Genomic DNA, 18,180 nt, shown 5'->3' with positions numbered 1-18,180 from the left:
GCGCCTGACGGCTCCAGATCAGCTCATACGCCCGGCGTACCTACGGCTTCACGGTATTGGGGCGTATCCACAGATGACAGGTCACGTCAGGCCAGCGTGGGAATCCGTCTGGCCGCCAGCGCTGATTGCGAGTTGAACGACAGTGTCCGACTCATGCCGGCGTGGTGAGCGAAAACGGAATGCGCAGCTCTTCGACAGGCCCTGAATCGCGCCCGCACATTTCGTCGTGCACGCATTGCTGCACCAGTACGCAGGGAAAGGCCGGCACGGTCTGTAGCAAGTCCCGCAGGTGGGTGATCGAGCGCAGGTGCATCGGCTTGGCCGCGTCATCCAGCAAGGTGAACTGGCCGTGATCCAGACGGATCCGCGCCAGATAAAAACCACCTTCGAGTGACAACAGCTCCAGTTCGCGTATTTCACTGTTGGCCGCACGTTCGGTGAGGGCTTGCAGGTTCATGCTTCACTCCTTGCCTACCAGGGTAGGCATTCTCCATCGTAGGCAAAGAAATGGCCGCTGTCGGCCGGCGTCAACTGGTCAATCAAGGTCAGTAACTGTTCAGCGGCAACGTCTGCCGGACGGGCGCTGGAGGCGCCGCGAAAAGGTTGCGACAACCCCGACACCACCGTGCCCGGGTGCAGACTGAGCAAGCGACTCTGCGGGCGCGTGCGTGCCAATTCGATGGCGGCGGTCTTGATCAGCATGTTCAGCGCAGCCTTGGAAGCGCGGTAGGCGTACCAGCCGCCCAATTGGTTGTCGCCAATGCTTCCGACCTTGGCCGAAAGCATCGCCATTGCTCCCCGAGGATCGAGCAGTGGTAGGAAATGACGCAACACCAATGCCGGACCCAGCGTGTTCACTTGAAACACGGTTTGCAGCGCCTCCGGCTCGATCGCGCTGAAGCTTTTTTCCGGCTTGATCCCGTCACTATGGAGCAGACCAGCCGCGTGAATGATCAGTTGATACGGCGCTTCGCCTGCCAGTTCGGCGGCGGCGCTGGCAATCGTTTCAGGTCGTTCAAGGTCGAGCGCGGGAGGGTACGGCGCCCCAGCGCGCGAACGTCGGCACAGCGCGGATCCTGTTTCAGCAGTTGGCAAAAGGCTGTGCCGAGGGCGCCACTGGCGCCGATCACCAGCGCGCGATAACCATCGCCAAACGAGGCCAGGGTCAATGCGCGGTTCACTCGCTGACTCCCGCGCCTTGGCGACGGAAGAACAGTGTCACTTGGCCGACCTCTACGCCGAACTTGGACATGCTGGTGCGGTTGATCAACGTGTCCTCGTCCATCAAGTACATCCAGTCGTCCATGCTCATTTCGTAAGTCGAGTCGTCGACCGGCAGGTTCAGGCGATAACGCCAGTGCAACGTGTTGCCCGCGACCCGGCCCTCGGCGACACCCACTACGTCAGCCGCGCGACCGCTCCAACGCCCCTGGCCTTCGGGCGTGAGAGTCCAGACGCGACGTTGGCGGGTGCCGTCGCTGTACAGGAAGCGCTCGTCGAGAATCAGGTTGTCACCCTCACGCCGGCTGACGATGTTGACCTCAAAACGCTTGGCCACTTCACCGCTGCGCTTCTGAAACATTCCCCAGGCTTTGACGGGCTGGCTGAAAAAACGCTGCAGGTCCAAGGCCGGTTGTTGCTCGGCATAACGGGCAACATCCACGCTGCCGCAGCTTGCGACGCTGAGTGCCAGTGTCAGTAACAGCAGAAATCGGGTCATTGCCTAACTCCCTGAAACGCACAAGTGAAGAGGGTGAGATTCGAACTGGCGGCTTGTACAGTGACTGTCCCCTGTATAGCTTTATCGCCGCCCGATCAGTTGCAGGAATTCCTGCCGTGTCGTCGAACTGTCCCGGAAAGCGCCCAGCATCACGGAGGAGGTCATGACCGAATTCTGCTTCTCAACGCCGCGCATCATCATGCACATGTGCCGGGCTTCAATGACCACCGCGACACCGGCGGCATCGGTGATCTGCTGGATGGCGTCGGCAATCTGCCGCGTGAGGTTTTCCTGGATCTGCAGGCGCCGCGCGAACATGTCTACCACCCGCGCGACCTTCGACAGCCCCAGCACCCGGCCGGTGGGGATGTACGCGACATGTGCCTTGCCGATAAAGGGCAGCATGTGGTGCTCGCACAAGGAATACAGCTCGATGTCGCTGACGATCACCATTTCATCGCTCTGCGACTCGAACAGGGCACCGTTGGTGACGTCTTCCAGGCTCATCGTGTAGCCATTGCACAGATACTGCATCGCTTTGGCGGCGCGCTGGGGTGTGTCCAACAGACCTTCGCGCTCGGGGTTTTCACCGACGCCGACGAGAATTTCACGGTAATGGCTGGCTAATAGTGGGTTCATTCAAGGTGCTCGCGGCAGTGCTGTGCGTGGGGCCAATCCATAGCGAAAGAGTTGTACGCGATGAAGTGCTTTGTATAGGTTTTATTGAAGATAGGCTGAAAAAAATCACCTGACAATGAATCGGCAATCTTTTTTATGCAGATGCGAAAACCTCACATCGGAAAATGTGAGGTGGCGCGAGGAGCGGGAAGGGGGATGACAGTGAGCGCTACGGCAGAAGCAGGAGCGCGGCGCGATAACAAGCGATGTTGTGCGGCGTTCTGATTGATTTGGAAACCGTCAGACATCCTGACGGTTCCCGATTGCTGCACCTCAAGCGTTCTCTGCAAGCCTGCGCACGTCACCCAGGGAGTCACGCTGCATCGACTGCAGGTTCTTCTCGATGGTTTCGCACAGCGCTTCCATCTGAATCTGATGCTCGCTGTGGCGAAACGGGCTTTGCAGATCGGTGCCGATGCGCTCGATGGCCAGCAGCATAAAGCCCACCACGGTCGACGCCAGCGGCGTGAACCAGCCCAGGGATTCCACTAGTCCGATCGGTACGATCAGGCAGAACAGCGAAATAAACAGCCGCGGAAAATACACATAAGGGTAGGGCAGCGGCGTATTGGCAATCCGCTCCATGCCACCCTGGCTGTTGGACAGGTCCACCAGCGTCGATTCCAGCCGCGCCAGGCGAATGCTGTCGAGGCGCCCGGCCTTGTATTCCCGCGCGAGCAAAGTCGCCGAGCCGGTGAGGATATCGTTGGCAAAGTTATTGGTGGTGCCGCTGCGGGCGAACTCCTCGGCGGGAATAAACGCGCGGACTTCCTCAGGGCAAGGCTGGCCTTGCAGATGCGCTGCGAGGCAATTCACATAGGCGACGTGGCGGCGTAATAGAGTCGACTTGACCGGATTGACCTCGTTGTCAGCGTCATCCAGCAACGTCAGCACCTGCCGGGCGAAACTGCGCGAGTTGTTGATCATCGCCCCCCACAGCGTCCTTGCTTCCCACCAGCGGTTGTAGGCGCTGCTGTTGCGGAAACTGATCAACACAATCAACGCCGAACCCAATAAAGTCAGGGGCATGAGGGGTAAATTCAGCTTGGTGTTGAGAAACAACATGAAGTCGACAGTGACAGCGATGTCCCAGAGCAACAGCCAGAACAAGGACCAGCCGACGTAGCCCAGCGTTTTGATGATCAATCGGTATTTTCTGACGATGGCAGCTTTCAAACGGAAACCTCGTGGCGAGCGGTAAGCGTTAACGCTTTAGCTCGGACGTTGTTTTCGGGGAAAGGTTCGCTCACCGATGCAGCGCCCGGGTGATCATCGGCAAAGACGTTACACGCTATGTGCTCGATACGCCTGGCACATCCATATTGATCTTGCGCCAGCAAGCTTCCGACAGACTGTAGACCGAGAACGCCATCAGCCCCAAGGCTATTACCATCAAGATCAGCCAGCCAGCGGGTAGATTCTGCAGTGCATCGAGCGCTTCTTTCATACCCGGTGGATCCATGGCTTGATAGGTAGAGCCGCTGATTGCCAGCAGCAATGCGATCTCGATAAATACGACGCCGCGCGCGATCAGACCAAACCGCGAGACCGGGCGGACGTAGCGCATGACCTCTTCGTCGGCCTCGAAATACTTCTCGAACGACGCTTTCCAGCCCTTGATGATGTGAGCAATGCCTACACCGAGCGGCACGAGGGCGATCAGGTACACCAGCCAGTTCGAATGTTCCCAGGACAGAAGATGCGCCAGCCAGTCTTTGGTTTGTCCTGCGGAATTGCCCGAGCTTTTAATCCCGCTGATGAGCAGGCCCAATGCAAAGAACGCCAGAGCACCGTTCACCAGACCTCCCACAAACAGCCCTGTGCGAATCACCAGACCTTTGAGTTTTGTGCCGTGATGATCGACATCACGCGTTGCCTGCAGAACACGCCAGGCGGCAAATGCGAGCAGTCCCGCCACGACAAGTCCAACCAGAAAATAGCCGAATGGCTGAGCCAGCAAGGCTTCCAGACTCTTGTGGCTGTCCTTCGGTTTAGTCGAATCCTGGGCTGCCAGCAACGCAAAGATACCGATGATCAGATAAAGCATTCCTCGGGCGGCATAGCCTCCCCGAGCGAGGAGGACAAGGTTGCGTTGCGCGGACATGGGGGTATTCCTGAGAGGTTATAAGAGAGCAGACCCTTCTTGCCGGGAGGGGTTCTATGACCTGTCGAAGAACGCAGTGAGCTGGTTTCTACGGATAATTCAGCAATAGCCGGAATCTTCACTTGATCAAAACGACGACCTTGCCCTTCGCGCGGCCCTGCTCGACGTAACTCAACGCCTCGGCCGTTGATTCAAAGGGGAACGTTCGATCAATCACCGGTTTGATGATGCCTGCCTCAACCAGCGAGCTGATTTGTTGCAGTTGGACGCCGTTGGCGCGCATGAACACGAACGCGTAATTGACGTCACGCTTGCGGGCCTTGCGCCGAATGGCGAAGCTCAGCAAGCGCATGACCTGCTGCAAGGGCCAGGACAAACCTTGCTCCTGTGCGAATTGCGCAGTCGGCGGCCCGGAAATGGAAATGAGCTGTCCGCCGGGTTTGAGTACCTTGATTGACTTCTCCAGGACATCAGAACCGAGGCTGTTCAACACCACGTCGTAGCCGTGCAAGACATTCTCGAAGTTCTGCTGTTTGTAATCGATCACCACGTCAGCCCCTAGCGCCTTGACCCATTCGACATTCGCGGTGCTGGTGGTTGTGGCGACAAAGGCACCGAGGTGTTTGGCAAGCTGAATGGCGACGGTGCCGACGCCGCCGGAACCGGCGTGAATCAGTACTTTCCGGCCTTTTTTCAGCTGGGCGGTGTCGACCAGCACTTGCCAGGCAGTCAGTGCCACCAAGGGCAGGGAAGCAGCCTGTGCCATGTCGATATTGGCCGGTTTCAGGGCAATCGCGTTTTCGTTCACGGCGATCAACTCGGCGAAGGTACCGATTCGTGCTTCCGGCGGGCGAGCGTACACCTCGTCTCCCGGTTTGAAGCGTGTCACTTGCGTGCCGACTTCAGTCACCACGCCTGCCAGATCGTTGCCCAGAATCAATGGAAACGCGTAGGGCAGGATCAACTTGAATTCGCCGGTGCTGATCTTCGAGTCCAGTACGTTGACGCTGCTGGCATGGACCTCGATCAAGACGTCGTGAGGACCCACTGCCGGGACGGGCGTTTCGCCCATGCGCCCGGTGTGCTTGCCATAGCGATCAATCAAAAATGCTTTCATCGGAGGGCGGCTCTTGTCGGTGTACGGATGGTAGTCGGTGCGTTGCGGATTCGATGCAGCGCCTTGTGACTGCATCGAATGCGCCGAGCATGCTCGCTAGCTGAAGATCACTCTGGCGTCTGGTAGCGCTGGGCAACCTCAGATTGGCGGATTTGCCCGATCAGGCCCAGCCGTGCGCCCTGCAGGGCATCCCAGCGCTCTGCTTCGTGCAGCGGCGGAATGGTCACTGGTTCGCGACGATCGAAGCCGACGAGCGCAGCATCCACCAGATCACCCACCTCCATGATTTCGCTCAAAGTGTTGATGTCGACGCCGGAACGATCCCAGATCTCCGTGCGTGTGGCGGCCGGCAACACGGCCTGCACGTAGACGCCCTGAGGCGACAGTTCCAGGCTCAGACCCTGAGACAGGAACAGCACAAAAGCCTTGGTCGCGCCGTAGACCGTCATGCCGAACTCCGGTGCGAGGCCCACCACCGAACCGATGTTGATGATCGCACCGTCACCGGCCTTGGCCAGGCGTGGAGCGATGGCGCTCGCAAGCCGCACCAGTGCGGTGGTGTTGAGGGCGACCAGTTGCGCCACTTTATCGGTGCTTTGCTCGACGAAATGGCCAGACAGCGCCGCGCCGGCGTTATTGACGAGGACGCCGATACGGGCATCGTCGCGCAGGCGGTTTTCAACAGTGGTCAGATCGCCCGGTTGGGTCAGGTCCGCCGGGATCACATCGACGGCGACGTCGTGTTCGCTGCGCAAGCGCGCAGCCAGTGCATCCAGGCGCGCCTGATCACGGGCGACCAGTACCAGGTCGTGGCCGCGTTGCGCGAAGCGTTCGGCGTAGACCGCGCCGATGCCGGTGGAGGCGCCAGTGATCAGAACAGTAGGGCGAGTGCTCATGGTTTATCTCTCTTTGAGGGTGTGAGAAACAGAACGCGCTCAGCTTGCGCTGATGCTTGATTCAGCCAGCGGCGATTGATGTTGTTCCGTGCCCGTTGATGAAATTCGTTGTTGCGAGCAATTAGGATGATGATCTAAATCTAAACTGTCAACGGTTTTGATTATGGCCAACATCTATGTATCATCGGACGCAGGATTTCCCCGGAAACACGAGGTATTGCACGTGAGAGTGACCAAGGCCCAGGCGCAGGCCAATCGAGAACACATCGTTGAAACCGCTTCAGAGCTGTTCCGTGAGCGCGGCTTTGACGGCGTCGGCGTGGCGGACCTCATGGCGGCCGCCGGTTTTACCCATGGTGGTTTCTACAAACATTTCGGGTCGAAGGCCGACCTGATGGCCGAAGCCTCGGCGTGCAGTCTGGCCAAATCGCTGACAGCCGCCCAAGCATTGGATGTTCCGGGCTTCATCAACGTCTATGTGAACAGAGAACATCGCGACGGACGCGGCGACGGTTGCACCATGGCCGCGTTGGGCGGCGACGCGGCGCGCCAGTCGGATGAGGTGAAAGCGACGTTTGCCGAGGGCATTGAGCACACCCTGCAAACCCTGGGCGAGAAATACCCGAGCGGGCCGGATGCCGAGGCGGGTGAGGGGCGCAAGAAGATGATTGACCTGCTGTCGCGGGCCGTCGGCGCGATTATCCTGTCGCGTGCCTGCCCGGATGATTCCGCGCTGGCAGACGAGATTCTTGAGGTATGCCGCGCAGAAATGCTCGCTTCGTTGCCGACCGAAAACGCCGTCGCAGAGTAGCAGCGCGGCTCATTCGGCGAGCGCTTTGGCCCTGACGATGGAAAATGCTTGCGGCAGCTGAGCGCCATTCTTCGCCGCAAGAATCTCAGCCATCACGCTGACGGCGATTTCCGCAGGCGTCTTGCTGCCAATGTACAGGCCGATCGGCCCGTGCAGCCGCTCAAGTGACGCCTCGGTCTCGCCAAAATGCTCGATCAGGCGTTCGCGACGCAGCTGGCTGTTGCGCCGCGAGCCGATGGCGCCGATATAGAACGCCGGGCCGTGGAGCGCTTCGAGCAAGGCCAGATCGTCGAGTTTGGGGTCATGACTCAAGGCGACGATGCAGGTGCGCAGATCGACCGCGAAGTCGCGGACCACGTCGTCCGGCATGCCGACAATGCGCTCCACACCGTCTACCGCCCAAGTCTCGATGTACTCGGGACGCGGATCGCACACTGCCACCTTGAAACCGTTGAACAAAGCCATGGTGGCTAGATATTCGGCCAGCGCGCCGGCACCGATCATCAGCATTCGATAGCCCGGCCCCAAGGTGTTGAGCATCTGCACGCCATCGAAGCTGAACTGTTCCGGCCTGGCAGTCGGTTCGAGCATCACCTCACCGGACTCCAACGCCAGGCGACGGCGAACCAGTTGCCCGGCGTCCAGTTGCGTCAGCAGTTCATCGAGCGACTGCCACGCCGGGTTGAACTCAAGAATCAGTTCAAGCGTGCCACCGCACGGCAAGCCAAAGCGATGCGCTTCATCGGCGCTGACGCCATAACGCACCACTTCTGGCGTGCTGCCACTGAAAGCGCTGCCGCCATGGGCCGTGGTATAGCGATGGATCAGATCGTCCTCGATGCAGCCGCCGGACACGCTGCCCACCACGCGACCGTCGTCACGCAAAGCCATCATCGAACCGGTCGGACGCGGTGAAGAGCCCCAGGTGCGCGCCACCGTGGCGAGCAACACACGCTCGCCTGCGGCAAGCCAGTCCCGCGCTGTGCGCAGGACCAGCAAGTCGATGCTTTCCATCAGTGTCTCCTCTTAGCGCATCTGCAGAATGATCGGGCTGCTGCTGGCCGGATCGGTGTGTTCACGCAGTTTGCCCACCGTCTGCGCATCAACCGCAGTGCTTTGGTTGCCCCAGGTGCTGCGCATGAAGGTCAGCACTTCGGCGATCTGCTGATCCGACAACTGTTCGCGGAAGGCCGGCATGCGGTAGGCATCCGGCACGCCGGCCGCCACCACGCGTTGCGAACCATTCAGAGTGATGTTGATCGCCGAGGCGCTTTCCTTGGCCAGTGCAGAAGTCGCGCCGGCCAGCGGCGGCATCCATTCGGGCTGGCCCTTGCCGTCCAGACCATGGCAGGAAGCACAGCGCGTCACGTAGGTATGAGCACCGGGCGAGTCCAGACGTTGCGCCGCCGAAACCGCTTGATACTGCCAAGGCTCGCCATCGCGCTGGCGGTCGCCAGGCAAGGACTTCAGATAGTGGGCAATCGCGGTCAGATCGTCATCGCTCATGAACTGCGTGGAGTTGTTGAATGCTTCGGTCATTGAGCCGTAGACCACCGCATGTTTGTTGCGACCGGTCTTGAGGAACTGGACGATCTCCGGTTCGCTCCAGCGGCCCAGCCCAGTGTTGTGATCATCACGCAGGCTCGGTGCGTACCAGCCATCGAGCAACGCACCAGCGAGATACGGCTTGCCGGCCTCATCCAGTGCCTTCTCGTTGAACGCCAAACCGCGCGGCGTGTGGCAACTGCCGCAATGTCCGGCGCCTTGAACGAGGTAAGCGCCACGGTTCCACTGTTCATCCTGCGAAGGTTTGGCCGCATAAGGCTCGGCGTCGACAAACACGCCATTCCACAGCGCAATCGGCCAGCGCAGGTTCAGCGGAAACGGAATCGCGCTGGGGATGTTCGCCTGTTTCACGGGCGCCACGCCTTTCATGAAGAACGCATACAGCGCACGCACATCGTCATCACTGAGCTTGGCGTAGGACGGGTAGGGCATCGCCGGGTACAGACGGCGACTGTCGGGCGCCACGCCGTGGCGCACCGCCCGGTCGAAGTCTGCCAGGCTGTAGTGGCCGATGCCGGTTTCCGTGTCCGGGGTGATATTGGTCGCATGGATTGAGCCCAGCGGTGTGGCCATTTCCAGACCGCCAGCGAACGGCGCGCCGCCCGGCACGCTGTGGCAGGCCACGCAATCGCTGAGCCGGGCGACGTATTCGCCACGGGCGACCAGTGCCGGGTCGATGTCGGCCACGGCGATCTGATGGTTTTCCAGGCGCGAGACAGGCTCGCGGGTGACATACCAGGCCAGCAGGCCTGCCGCGACCAGGCACGGCACTGCCAGCCAGCCAGCGGTTCTTGCGAATCGGCTGTTATTCATGGACGCTCCGGCGCTGATCAAGTGAAGGTGTGTCGGCTCATGGGCAGGCTGCGCACCCGCTGACCGGTTAGCCTTGCCACCGCGTTAGCGACGGCGGGCGCGACCGCAGGGAGCGGCGGTTCACCGATGCCACCCATTTTTTCTCCACTCTCGACCACCCGCACGTGAACCCGGGCCATCCGCGCAGGCGGCAGGATCGGATACAAGTCGTAATTGCGCGCCCGGGGTTTGCCATCAATCCACACGGCTTCTTCCACCAGGGTTTGCGACAGCCCCAGCGCCACGGCGCCATTGACCTGCGCTTCGACAATCGCCGGGTTGACGATGCTGCCCGGATCGATCGCCTGCCAGATGTCGTGCACCTTGACCTGACCGTTCTCGATGGACACCTCGGCGATCACCGCCGTCTCGGTACCGAACGGCGAAGCCATGGCCACGCCGCGCGCACGTTTGCTGCCATCCTCGGCGGTAAACGGCCCGCGCTTCCAGCCACCGGACAGTTCACCCACTGCTTGCAGCAGAGTGGTCAAGCGCTTGTTGTCGCGTAACAGATGCAGGCGCAAATCGAACGGGTCTTTGCCGCCCTTGTCGGCCAGTTCGTCGAGGAACGATTCATAGAAGAAGTCGTTCAGTGAGTTACCCACCGAACGCCAGTAACCGAGCATCGCCGGGCCTTTGACGTAGATCTGCGCGATGCGTTTGTTGGCGATTGCGTAGGACTTGCCCGACAAACCTTCAAGCGCCGTCGGATCGAGCTTTTCACCTTGCTTGCCGGCAAGGGCTTCGGTCGGGCCTTCGGTGGCACTGATCGCTTCGATTGCCAGCGGCCAGCCGTCGCTGTCCAGTGCGGCACGGAAATTCACTGCGGCAACGGGACGAAGCACGTCACGCAGAAATTCTTCCTCGCGACTCCAGATCAGTTTGACCGGGCGGCCGACCGCTTTCGCCAGCGCGATCGCCTGCGGATAGGGACTGGCCGAGTCGTAGAGAAAATGCCGACCGAAGAAGCCACCCAGCAGCGGCGAATGCAAGGTGATGCGCGACGGATCAAGGCCAGTGCGTTTAGCGATGTCGGCGCGGAACATGTCCGGCGCCTGATTCGGCAACCAGACTTCCAGCGAACCGTCCGGGTTGAATCGCGCCAGTGCTGAAGGCGGCTCCAGTTGGCCGTGGTTCAGGTATTGGTTGTGGTAAGTGGCGTCAATCCGGGTCTTGGTCTCCTTGAGAATCGCCGCCACGTCGCCTTCGTTTTCATCATCTTTGGCCGGGCTTTTATCTTCAGCGAGGCGCTTGAACCAGGCATCGCTGGAAAAGTCAGCGGGCATCGGCCGCACTTTGCTGTCGGCCGTTGGCTCTTGCCAGTCAACCTGAATCGCCTCGACGGCACGTTTGGCGTGCCACCAGCGCTCGGCGACCACCGCCACGGCACCCGGCAGACGATGCACGGAATGCACGCCTTTCATCGCCTTGACCTGCTCTTCGTTGCGCAGGTTGCCCACGGTCATGCCCAGGCGCGGGGCATGTTGCACGGCGGCATGGAGCATGTCGTCGACCTTCAGATCGATGCTGTACAGCGCCTTGCCGGTGGACTTGTCGTAAGCATCGAGGCGCTTCACCGGTTTGCCGATCCAGCGGAACTGGCTCGGATCACGCAGCGTCACGGAGGCCGGATCGGGAACCGGCAGATCCATCGCGCGCTCGGCCAGTTCACCGTAAGCCAGCGAGCGGCCCGACTTGGCGTGCACGACTTTGCCTGGCTCGGTGGTCAATTCACTTACCGGCACGCCAAGTTGCTGCGCGCCCGCCTGCAATAACATGGCGCGGGCAAGGGCGCCGAGGCGGCGCATCACCGGGTAACTCATGCGCACCGACATGCTGCCACCAGTGATGCGCATGCCGTTTTCTAACACCACATAGGCTTCGCCGGGCGGGGCGGCCTCGACCAGAAAGGTCGACGGATCGGCATCCAGCTCTTCACCGACGATTTGCGCCATCGCCGTGAACGTGCCTTGTCCGCCTTCCATGAACGGGCAGAGCAGGCGCACGCGGTTGTCCGGACGGATTTCGAGAAACGCCGGCACCTGCGTGCCGCGCTCAGCCGTCGCCGCTGCAACGGCAGCTTGCACGCGCGTCGCACCCAGCGGCATGCCGAAGCCGAGGACCAGAGCGCCGACGGCGGTACCGGTGAGAAAACGTCTGCGCGAAACATTGATCGGTTCGTGCAGATTCAGTGCTGAGGCTTGCAGTGAAGGGTCGATACGAACGTTCATCACGCGTCTCCCTTGCCGGCCAGCTCATGCACGGCGGCATGAATGGCGTTGTACGTTCCGCAGCGGCACAGATTGACCATCGCTGCCTCGATCTGCGCGTCACTTGGTTTAGGGTTTTGTTTGAGCAGCGCAGTGGCGGCCATCACCTGGCCGGACTGGCAGTAGCCGCACTGCGCGACCTGCATATCGACCCAGGTCGAGACCACCCGTTTGCCCACGTCATCGCTTTCGATCGCCTCAATCGTGGTGACCTCGCGGCCGACCACACCGGCCACCGGCGTGACGCACGAGCGCACGACGTTGCCATCCACCAGCACCGAGCAGGCGCCACATTGCGCCAGTCCGCAGCCGTACTTGGTCCCGGTCATGCCCAAATCATCGCGGATCACCCAGAGCAAGGGCGTATCGGCGTCGGCATCGACCTGATAGGTCTTCTGGTTGATTCGTAGTTCCATGATTCACCCGCTGATCATCGGTTGACGTGCATTGTTATGAGCGGAGACGCGCGGCGAGGCGCATCACCGGTGTTCGTTCAATTCGCGACTGTGCCGAGCGCTTCTGCCTCGAATGGCTGCCCGCGCAAAAGGGCGATGTCACGACTCGGCGCGGTGCCGAACAGCCGGGCATATTCGCGGCTGAACTGCGAAGGACTTTCATAGCCGACCGCAAACGCCGCCCGCGAAACGTCGAGGCGCTCTACCAGCATCAGACGGCGGGCCTCGTTGAGCCGCAGCCATTTCTGGTACTGCAGCGGACTCATGCCGGTGAGCTGGCGGAAATGATGGTGAAAGGTCGGCGCACTCATCTGCACCCGCGCGGCCAGATCGTCGATGCGCAGGGCATCTGCGTAGTTGAGCTTGAGCCAGTCAATCGCTTTGGCGATGCGATAACCCTGACCGTCGACGGCCGTGATCTGCCGCAGCCGTGCGCCTTGGTCGGTGTGCAGCAAGCGATAGTGGATTTCGCGCAGAATCAGTGGCGCCAGCACCGGGATCGCCTCGGGTTCATCGAGCAATGCCAGCAGGCGATCAAGCGCGCCCTCCAGCGCGGACGACAGGCTGCCAATCGCGGCGCCCGTGCCCGTTGCTGGCTGCCGCTTGGCCGGCAAGCCGCTCTTGGTAATGACCTCAGCGAGCATGCCGACATCCAGTTTCAGCACGAGGCCGACACAAGGCTGTTGGGGACTGGCGATCATCACTTCAGAGTTGGCGGGCAGGTCCAGCGACGTCACCAGAAACCGCGAAGGGTCATAGCTGTAGCCCTCACCACCGACCCACAAGCGCTTTTCGCCGCGACCGACGAGAATCAGGCTGGGTTCGATCATGCACACCACGGGCGGCGCCGGCTGGTCGCGACGAAACAGCGACAGCCCGGGTATGGCTGTGGCGAAGTCACCCGGCGCGCTCACGCGCGGGTCAATGTGCAACGCCAATGGCGATTCCTGGGGAAGAGGGGTAGGGATCATGTCGGGTCACTCCTGTTGACCGAACTCTAATCCGCGCGCGAGACGTTTCCTATCCATCACCCTGCATCGCCAGAGGATCAGGCAAGCATTCAAGAGGAATGCGCTAGGGAAGGGCCGGATTGACCGGGAGAATGTGTCTATCTGTTACAGGGGCAGTGCCCGCAAGGGCGATTAACTGCTTGCCCCTGCGCATCACATCCACACGTTTTTTTGCACCACAGGTAGTTCCCATGACGTTTCCTTCTACAGATCCTTCTAAAAGAACAGGCGGCTGGAGCGCCGTGCTGGCCATGTCGCTGGCCGCATTCGCTTTGGTCGCTTCAGAGTTCATGCCGGTCAGCCTGCTGACGCCGATTGCGGCCGACCTGCACATCACCGAAGGCCGGGCCGGGCAAGGGATTTCCGTGTCCGGTGCCTTTGCCTTGATCACCAGTCTGTTGATTGCCTCGGTCGCCGCGCGCGTCGAACGCAAGAAGCTGCTGCTGGGCCTGACCTTGCTGATGATCGTCTCCGGTACGGTCGTCGCGGTCGCACCGGGTTACCCGTCATTCATGTTCGGACGTGCGTTGATCGGGATCGCGATTGGTGGTTTCTGGTCTCTGTCGGCGGCGACTGCGATGCGTCTGGTGAAGCCTGAACAGGTTTCGCGAGCGCTGGCCATCGTCAATGGCGGTAACGCCTTGGCCACGGTGATAGCCGCTCCGGCGGGGAGCTTTCTCGGTTCGCTGATCGGCTGGCGTGGGGCATTCTTCTGTGTGGTTCCGGTCGCAGTGCTGGCCGCCGTCTGGCTGCTGATCAGCCTTCCGTCGTTCAAGGCCGAGCGCCAGGCCGGTAGCGGCAACGTCCTGCGGCTGATGAAGCAATTGCCAGTGGCCTTGGGCATGGTCGCCGTCAGCGTCTTTTTCATGGGCCAGTTCATGCTGTTCACCTATCTGCGTCCCTTTCTTGAAGGCGTGACGGGCGTCAGCGTTTCTACGTTGTCCTTGATGTTGCTGGGGCTGGGACTGGCCGGTTTTATCGGCACCTTTCTGATTGAAAGGTTTATGGGTCGCGGCCTCTATCGCACGCTGACCATCATCCCGCTGATCATGGCGGCCATCGCGCTGGCGTTGGTCAGCTTCGGCAAATCACCAGTGCTGACCGCCATGTTGCTCGGACTCTGGGGACTGGTGGCGACGGCCGCGCCGGTCGGCTGGTGGACATGGCTGGCGCAAACGCTGCCGGATGATGCGGAGGCTGGAGGCGGCTTGCTCGTGGCGATTGTTCAACTGGCGATCGCAGGAGGCGCAATCATTGGAGGTCTGGCTTTCGATCTGAGTGGTTATAAAGCTACGTTCGAGCTTAGCGCCGCGGTGTTGGTTGTCGCCTCAGTGCTGGCCTGGCTGGCGGGGCGCAATGCCACGGAAGTTCATCTTGTCGAACCGACAGCTCATTCGAGCGCTGTTTCCGGCGCTCCTGAGTCCCGATTTGTCTGATCACGCAGGAAGCGGCTCAGTGCACCAATGACGGTTGGGTCGCGACCGAGACAGTGAAGACCACGACAAACAGCACGACGAGCCCCCAGAACAACACCATGACTGTCAGCATGACGACCTTAAGGCCTTGATAAAGCCTGCGCAGCCAATGGCCTTCGGGTTTTGCGTCTGCGCGGGCTCTGAGTAGGCCTTTCAAATAAAAACCAAGCAGCGCAAGCAGTGCGCCATCTATCGCCAGCGCAGGCAGGCCGGCTAGGGGGAAAATGCTTTCCCAGCGATAGAAAGAAGACCGGCTCAGAAAGACCACATAACAAGTCAGACTGCCGTAGGGCAGTGCTCTCCACCATTTGCCGGCCAGCGCCCCGACCATCAGGCACATGATCACCATGAACGGGCTGAGGAGAATATGGAGCATCCAGTCCAGTACGTTGGGGAAGTAGTCCGGGGAATGGATGCTGCGCCAGAGGTGTTCCAACATTGATCGGGTTCCTGCCGTCCATGAAGTAAGTGCTGCTGCGGTGCTTCCTTGCTGCAGCACGGTATCGGCGTGTTTTCGGGTTACATAAGGGTGTTATGTGAGTTGGGTAAGAACCGACGTTCGCGAAGGACCGGTTCCGCCCCTTAACCACCGTTTACACAGCTCGATCGCTAGAGTTCCAGCCAGTCAGAATGAAGCTGCAGAAATCGCTCTTGCAGCCACTCGATAAAGGCTTGAACCTGGGGCGCCAGATGAGTCCGGCTCGGGTATAGCAACGACACCGGGCGAGGGGCTGGCCGATAAGGCTTTAGAATTTCCACCAAACCGCGACTTTCCAAATGCTTGGCCACGGCGATCCCGGGTGCCTGAATTATTCCGAAGCCCGACACGCCACACTGAACGTACGCATTCGACTCGGTCACGGTGATGCCAGCGTCAGGCACAAAGGATCGATCCTGACCTTTCACCGAAAAATGCCAGGGCTCAACGAGCACAAGATCCGTCCCGTGATCGATCAGGTTTATCCATTCGAGACAGCACGAGAAGCTTACGAGCATCTCGCGAGGGGAGCATTTGGAAAGGTTGTGATCAAAGTCGCTTAATAACGTAAAGGCGCCAATTTGGCGCCTTTTTTCTCGCTCATCGCAGCAGATTTGCCCGCAGATTCTAATGTCAACGCGTGAGCAGGGAGAGTCGAACACTAAACCGCCGGACGGCACTAGTCATCAAGCTGCTCCATGCGTTTGAAAAATCTTGCTGATCACAGTCCACTTGCCATCAACTTTCAGCAGATGAAAAAAGTCGGTGAAAGAGATGCCTGACATGTCGTTGGCGTCGATGCGAGCACTAGCCGCCGTACCGACGACTTCGACGCGGACGATAGCTGCTGGTGCGTCAGGAGAAGGGCGGAAACCCTTGTCGATCCCGTTGAACAGGATTGAAATTGCGCCGCCCGCCAGCTTACCGTCTCCATCGACGCTGAACATGGTCGCTTGCTCACTGAAAGCCGGCTTCATGATGCTGCTTTTGGCCTGCTTGCAGCCCTCAATGTACTGGTTAAGCACCTCGGTGATGGCTTGGTATTCTTCAACGTAAGTCGGTTTGCTCATGTGCTTGCTCCTGCTTCATAGGATTAGTGCAACAAAGGCATCAGGCTTTCGTATCAAGCCAGACAGATCCATAACGTGTGTAGGCGGTAGGAATCTCGATGATTTCCTTAAGATCATCTGCAGCGGTGCGAACCCAGAATGGGTCTCGGAGCATTTGCCGCCCGACAAACACCAGATCAGCTCGGCCGTTCTGCAAGATTTCTTCAGCCTGACGCCCACTCTGGATAACCCCCACAGCGCCTGTCGCAATATGCAATTCCTTACGCAGTAATTCAGCGGCCGGCACCTGGTAACCCGGGTAGGTCTCGACCTTGACCATCTTGACCCCGCCGGAACTGCAGTCGATCAAGTCAACGCCCTGAGCTTTCATCCAGCGACCATATTCGAGGAACGACTCGGGCGTGTTTCCGCCTTCGGCGTAATCAGAGCTGGAGATGCGCACGAACAGAGGGCGATCTCCCCAATGCGTTTTGACCTCTTCCAGCACCTCTTGCAAGAAGCGATAGCGACGCTTGGCATCACCGCCATATTCGTCGTCGCGGGTGTTAGCCAACGGCGAGAGAAACTCACTTAACAAGTAGCCGTGCGCGGCATGGATCTCAAGCACATCGAAGCCAGCTTCGCTGGCGCGACGTGCGGCATCGCCGTAAAGCTTTACCAAAGACGGAATCTCATCAGCCGCGAGTTCGCGAGGAACGGGGCTGGTTTGCGTAAATGGAATCGCCGATGGCGCGATGTGAATCAGACCGGGCAGGTCAGCGTTGCGCCCCGCATGGCCGATCTGAGCGCCGGCCTTTGCACCAAAGCCGTGAAGCAATTCTGTTAGCGCCTTCAAGCCGACAACGTGCTCATCGCTCCAGATGCCAAGGTCACCGGCTCCAATACGACCGTCAGCCTGAATGGCCAGCGTTTCGGGAAAAATCAGTGCTGCCTGACCCAGGGCACGAGCTCCGTAATGAACGCGGTGCCAGTCAGTCACGAAGCCATCATCCGCCGCCATGTGCATGCACATAGGGGACATGACGACCCGGTTTTTCAGGGTGAGGCCCTTAATTTCATAGGGTGATAACAACAAACTCATCTGGCAGATTCCATCGTGGTGAACATGGAATCATGCTAACTTTTGCAGCACATCGACGTAAGTACGCACAATTTTGTGCGGTAGGCACACTTTTTATACCAAGGTGATAACAGTGAAAAAATGTAACCCTCAGGATGAGATTGAGGCTTTCGCGTGTCCCGTCGCCTTCACTGTTGATGTCATTGGTGGAAAATGGAAATCGCTCATACTTTTTCACCTGATGTCAGGCACGAAGCGCTTTAACGAGCTACGTCGGCTGATTCCAGATATCACGCAGAGGATGCTGACACTCCAGCTGAGAGAGCTGGAGACTGACGGGGTGATTCATCGCGAAATCTATCGCGAGGTGCCACCCAAAGTGGAGTATTCGCTTACAGCGTTAGGTGACTCACTCGCGCCATTGGTGAGTGCGATGCGAGAGTGGGGAGCAGTGCATGAACGCACGATCCTGGAACTCAGGCGCTCTGCCGTCTGTGACGACAAGTTGGAATCTCTGGCTTGAATCACGCCGATGTTGAGAGGTGGAGGGGGTGAACAATGCGAAGTTTGATGCCCGCTTGGCGCAGGGTTGAAACTGCACGAGAGAAATCACTCGCG

Annotated in this window: 18 protein-coding genes and 3 pseudogenes; 4 read left to right on the top strand and 17 right to left on the bottom strand. The window is 59.7% G+C overall.

All coding sequences use genetic code 11. The features are described 5' to 3' along the window. Positions 1-151: 151 nt before the first annotated feature. The 8 genes and pseudogenes from AB4O11_RS23600 to AB4O11_RS23565 form a co-directional block, all read right to left on the bottom strand. Positions 152-457: a DUF6482 family protein gene (locus AB4O11_RS23600; RefSeq protein WP_093431477.1), complete on the bottom strand. Its 306-nt coding sequence runs from the start codon at positions 455-457 to the stop codon at positions 152-154. 14 nt (positions 458-471) lie between these two features. Continuing rightward, positions 472-1,181 (bottom strand): annotated as a pseudogene (locus AB4O11_RS23595) (SDR family NAD(P)-dependent oxidoreductase). Next, on the bottom strand, positions 1,178-1,720 hold the full coding sequence (locus AB4O11_RS23590) for a DUF3833 domain-containing protein (RefSeq protein WP_460128825.1): 543 nt from the start codon (positions 1,718-1,720) through the stop codon (positions 1,178-1,180). The pseudogene AB4O11_RS23595 and the gene AB4O11_RS23590 overlap by 4 nt, the downstream one beginning before the upstream one ends. Positions 1,721-1,801: 81 nt before the next feature. Further along, positions 1,802-2,359, bottom strand: a complete 558-nt coding sequence (gene folE / locus AB4O11_RS23585; RefSeq protein WP_034154114.1) for a GTP cyclohydrolase I FolE — start codon at positions 2,357-2,359, stop codon at positions 1,802-1,804. Positions 2,360-2,671: 312 nt separating this feature from the next. Next, positions 2,672-3,574 carry a bestrophin family protein gene (locus AB4O11_RS23580; RefSeq protein ID WP_460128823.1) on the bottom strand — a complete coding sequence of 301 codons (903 nt, stop codon included), beginning with the start codon at positions 3,572-3,574 and terminating at the stop codon, positions 2,672-2,674. 115 nt (positions 3,575-3,689) lie between these two features. Next, positions 3,690-4,502, bottom strand: a complete 813-nt coding sequence (locus AB4O11_RS23575; protein WP_099759180.1) for a DUF1206 domain-containing protein — start codon at positions 4,500-4,502, stop codon at positions 3,690-3,692. A 118-nt stretch (positions 4,503-4,620) separates the two neighbouring features. Next, complete coding sequence (locus tag AB4O11_RS23570; RefSeq protein WP_460128821.1) at positions 4,621-5,619, bottom strand: NADP-dependent oxidoreductase; 999 nt, start codon at positions 5,617-5,619, stop codon at positions 4,621-4,623. A 107-nt stretch (positions 5,620-5,726) separates the two neighbouring features. Next, positions 5,727-6,515: an SDR family NAD(P)-dependent oxidoreductase gene (locus AB4O11_RS23565; protein ID WP_034154110.1), complete on the bottom strand. Its 789-nt coding sequence runs from the start codon at positions 6,513-6,515 to the stop codon at positions 5,727-5,729. 223 nt (positions 6,516-6,738) lie between these two features. Between AB4O11_RS23565 and AB4O11_RS23560 the strand changes: the two genes are divergently transcribed. Then, on the top strand, positions 6,739-7,326 hold the full coding sequence (locus AB4O11_RS23560) for a TetR/AcrR family transcriptional regulator (RefSeq protein ID WP_176471314.1): 588 nt from the start codon (positions 6,739-6,741) through the stop codon (positions 7,324-7,326). Positions 7,327-7,335: 9 nt separating this feature from the next. Here AB4O11_RS23560 and AB4O11_RS23555 read toward each other — a convergent pair whose 3' ends face one another. From AB4O11_RS23555 to AB4O11_RS23535, 5 genes are all read right to left on the bottom strand, one after another. Further along, entirely contained in the window at positions 7,336-8,340 is a 1,005-nt protein-coding gene (locus AB4O11_RS23555; protein WP_460128818.1) for an XdhC family protein, read from the bottom strand. A gap of 12 nt (positions 8,341-8,352) precedes the next feature. Further along, positions 8,353-9,705, bottom strand: a complete 1,353-nt coding sequence (locus tag AB4O11_RS23550) for a c-type cytochrome (RefSeq protein WP_460128816.1) — start codon at positions 9,703-9,705, stop codon at positions 8,353-8,355. 17 nt (positions 9,706-9,722) lie between these two features. Next, a complete protein-coding gene (locus tag AB4O11_RS23545; RefSeq protein WP_460128814.1) occupies positions 9,723-11,975 on the bottom strand; it encodes a xanthine dehydrogenase family protein molybdopterin-binding subunit in 2,253 nt (750 codons plus the stop codon). Beyond that, complete coding sequence (locus AB4O11_RS23540; protein ID WP_460128812.1) at positions 11,975-12,430, bottom strand: (2Fe-2S)-binding protein; 456 nt, start codon at positions 12,428-12,430, stop codon at positions 11,975-11,977. The genes AB4O11_RS23545 and AB4O11_RS23540 overlap by 1 nt, the downstream gene beginning before the upstream one ends. 77 nt (positions 12,431-12,507) lie before the next feature. Further along, entirely contained in the window at positions 12,508-13,440 is a 933-nt protein-coding gene (locus tag AB4O11_RS23535; protein WP_460128811.1) for an AraC family transcriptional regulator, read from the bottom strand. 230 nt (positions 13,441-13,670) lie between these two features. Here AB4O11_RS23535 and AB4O11_RS23530 point away from each other — a divergent pair, with 230 nt between their 5' ends. Beyond that, a complete protein-coding gene (locus AB4O11_RS23530; RefSeq protein ID WP_460128809.1) occupies positions 13,671-14,915 on the top strand; it encodes an MFS transporter in 1,245 nt (414 codons plus the stop codon). Positions 14,916-14,931: 16 nt separating this feature from the next. Here the strand turns inward: AB4O11_RS23530 and AB4O11_RS23525 are convergent, their stop codons facing one another. Together AB4O11_RS23525 and AB4O11_RS23520 are read right to left on the bottom strand one after the other, a co-directional pair. Beyond that, positions 14,932-15,393, bottom strand: a complete 462-nt coding sequence (locus AB4O11_RS23525; protein ID WP_099759175.1) for a hypothetical protein — start codon at positions 15,391-15,393, stop codon at positions 14,932-14,934. A gap of 170 nt (positions 15,394-15,563) precedes the next feature. Further along, positions 15,564-15,875: pseudogene (locus AB4O11_RS23520) on the bottom strand (LysR substrate-binding domain-containing protein); the annotation flags it as partial. On the opposite strand from AB4O11_RS23520, the pseudogene AB4O11_RS23515 reads away from it, so the two are divergent. Next, a pseudogene (locus AB4O11_RS23515) lies at positions 15,870-15,995 on the top strand (zinc-binding dehydrogenase); the annotation flags it as partial. The pseudogenes AB4O11_RS23520 and AB4O11_RS23515 sit on opposite strands and share 6 nt — an antisense overlap. A 123-nt stretch (positions 15,996-16,118) precedes the next feature. On the opposite strand, the gene AB4O11_RS23510 reads toward AB4O11_RS23515, so the two are convergent. After that, on the bottom strand, positions 16,119-16,502 hold the full coding sequence (locus AB4O11_RS23510) for a nuclear transport factor 2 family protein (protein ID WP_093431509.1): 384 nt from the start codon (positions 16,500-16,502) through the stop codon (positions 16,119-16,121). A gap of 40 nt (positions 16,503-16,542) precedes the next feature. After that, complete coding sequence (gene namA / locus AB4O11_RS23505) at positions 16,543-17,583, bottom strand: NADPH dehydrogenase NamA (RefSeq protein ID WP_257355143.1); 1,041 nt, start codon at positions 17,581-17,583, stop codon at positions 16,543-16,545. A gap of 112 nt (positions 17,584-17,695) precedes the next feature. Between namA and AB4O11_RS23500 the strand changes: the two genes are divergently transcribed. Next, positions 17,696-18,085 (top strand): winged helix-turn-helix transcriptional regulator, encoded by a 390-nt coding sequence (locus AB4O11_RS23500; protein WP_093431515.1) that lies wholly within the window; start codon positions 17,696-17,698, stop codon positions 18,083-18,085. Positions 18,086-18,180: the final 95 nt, after the last annotated feature.

This window comes from Pseudomonas sp. H1_D05 (assembly GCF_054682705.1).
Note: the sequence above shows the minus strand (reverse complement) of the source record. Positions and strands in the feature narration are given on the sequence as shown.